General features: G+C 69.7%; 4 protein-coding genes. All 4 read right to left on the minus strand.

Annotated features, from left to right (window positions below; all coding sequences use genetic code 11):
* A partial coding sequence (locus ABZ656_RS57480; RefSeq protein WP_360280659.1) for an AMP-binding protein occupies positions 1-354 on the minus strand: 354 nt, incomplete at its 3' end.
* Positions 351-566 (minus strand): MbtH family NRPS accessory protein, encoded by a 216-nt coding sequence (locus ABZ656_RS57485; RefSeq protein WP_218977851.1) that lies wholly within the window; start codon positions 564-566, stop codon positions 351-353. The genes ABZ656_RS57485 and ABZ656_RS57480, both read right to left, overlap by 4 nt.
* A gap of 55 nt (positions 567-621) precedes the next feature.
* Entirely contained in the window at positions 622-1,782 is a 1,161-nt protein-coding gene (locus tag ABZ656_RS57490; RefSeq protein WP_101400771.1) for an acyl-CoA dehydrogenase family protein, read from the minus strand.
* A gap of 3 nt (positions 1,783-1,785) precedes the next feature.
* The coding region (locus ABZ656_RS57495; protein ID WP_360280664.1) for a GMC oxidoreductase at positions 1,786-2,429 on the minus strand (644 nt) is incomplete at its 5' end.

Here is a 2,429-nt window from a genome sequence, read left to right on the forward strand (position 1 = left end):
GTCGACCGTCGACTGGAGCTGGGTGAGGAGATCCGAGACCGGATCGGCGACCGCGCCGGCGTCGGCGACGATCCACCTGGTCCGCTCAGCTGGATGGGCCGGGTCGAGTGGGACGTAGGCCGCCGACGCCCGCCACACGCCCAAGAGCGCGACGACGAGATCCAGACCGCGCGGCATCAGCACGCCGACCCGGTCCTCCGGGCCGAGGCCGCGGGCGCGCAGCGCGTCGGCCACCCGATCTGCCGCGGCGAGGAGCTCGCCATAGGTGAGCGACCGGTCGCCGTCGACCACGGCAACCGCTGCCGGGGTACGAGCCGCCTGATCGGCGATACGGGCAGGCAGCAGCGGGGTCAACTGAGCTGCTCCATGCGTCGGCGAAGGCTGGCCGGTCGCATGTCCGTCCACACTTCGGCGATGTGCGCCAGGCACGCGTCCTCGGTGCCCTGGAACCCTTCCGCGTGCCATCCGGCCGGAAGCTCGCGTCCAAGCCACCAGATCGAGTACTGCTCCTCGTCGTTGCGCACCACCAAGTGGGTCGGCGCCGCCTGTTCTGTCTGCTCTGTCACAGCGTTCCCCTCATTCGACCTGAAGCCCACTGTCGAAAGCGGCGCTATACCGGACCTATACCGAATCAGGACGGTGCAGCAGATCGTCGGCCACGATGCCGCGCATGATCTCCGACGTGCCGCCGTAAAGCCGGGTCACCCGGGTGTCGGTGTACAGGCGGGCGATCGGGAATTCGGTGACGAACCCGTAGCCGCCGTGCAACTGCAGGCACTGGTCGATCACCTGGCCGGCGGTCTCCGCGGCGAACAGCTTGCAGGCGGCCGCGTCGACCGCGGTCAGCTCGCCCGCGTCGAACAGGTCGAGCGCCTGATCGGTCATCGCCTGCATGGCCCGCACTCGGGCCGTGCAGTCGGCGAGCACGAATTTGGTGTTCTGAAATGTGGAGATGGCCCGGCCGAACGCCTTGCGCTCCTTGACGTAGGCGACGGTGAAGCGGACCGCCGCGGCTGCCTGCGCCGTCGCTCCCAGCGCGATCGTCATCCGTTCCTCCGCGAGGTTGTGCACCAGGTACTTGAAGCCCTGGCCCGCCTCACCGAGCAGGTTGTTTGCGGGCACCCGCACATCGTCGAAGAACAACTCGACCGTGTCCTGGGCGTGCAGTCCGATCTTCTCCAGCCGCCGGCCCACCGCGAACCCGGGCGAGTGGGCGTCGACGCACAGGATCGACAGGCCGCGCCGTTCGTCGCCGGGTATGCGTGCCACCACCAGCACCAGATCCGCTTGGGCGCCGCCGGATATGAACGTCTTGGATCCGCGCAGCACGTAATGCCTGCCGTCCTCGGACAGCGTCGCGGTGGTGGTGATCCCGGCGAGGTCGGAACCGGCCCCCGGCTCGGTCATCGCGATGGCGGTCATCATCTCGCCGCTGATGAACGGCGGCAGCCAGCGCTCCTTCTGCTCGTCGTCGGCGAAGGTCATCAGGTAGGGGAGCACCAGGTTGAAGTGGACCGGGGCGGCGCCCAGGCCGACGCCGGCCCTGGTGGTCTCCTCGATGAGGATCGCGTTGTACTTGTAGCTGCGCTCCCCCGCGCCGCCGTATTCGACCGGGGCGCGGATGCCGAACACACCCAGCTCCCCCAGCCGCCGGTAGAGCCGGCGCGGAACCTGGCCGGCCCGTTCCCAGTCCGGGTGGTGCGGCACGACCTCCGCTTGCAGGAAATCGCGGATCACGCCCCGGAACGCCTCGTGGTCGGCGTCGTAGACAGTGCGCCGCATGTGTCAGCCCCTTCGCTCGGCCACGATCAGTTCCGCGGCACGCTCACCGATGAGCATCGACGGCGCGGCGGTGTGTCCGCGCACGATCTCCGGCATGACAGAAGCGTCGGCCACCCGCAGGTTCCGCACGCCACGGACCCGGAGCCGTTCGTCGACGACCGACGCCGAGTCGATCCCCATCCGGCACGTTCCGACCGGGTGGTAGAGCGACTGCGCCGCTTCGACGGCAGCGCGACGGCGGTCCGGACCGGGTGGCAGCGCCGGTTGCACGGGAGCGCCGGCCGCCGAGGCGAGTGGCTCGGTGTCGAGCACCTCCTCCGCGATGCGCAGCCCGGCGTCGAGGACTCGCCGGTCCTCCGGATCGCTCAGATATCCCGGATCGATCAGCGGCCGAGACCGCGGATCCGCGTCGCGCAGCGCGATCTCGCCGCGGCTTCGCGGCTGGAGCAGTACCACGGCGACGGTGAACCCGGCGGACTGCGGCCGAGTGCGCCCCTCGTCGACGAACTGCCCCGTCAGCAACACCAGTTCGATGTCCGGGTGCGGCAGCGCCGGATCGCTGCGCACGAACGCGTACGCCTCGCCGAGGTTGGAGCTTCTGCGCAGGAGCGCGGCGGTCTGCAGGGCGTGTTCGTGCAGATCGACTC

Origin of the sequence: Streptomyces sp. NPDC007095 (genome assembly GCF_040634475.1) — a bacterium.
Classification (GTDB): Bacteria; Actinomycetota; Actinomycetes; order Streptomycetales; family Streptomycetaceae; genus Streptomyces.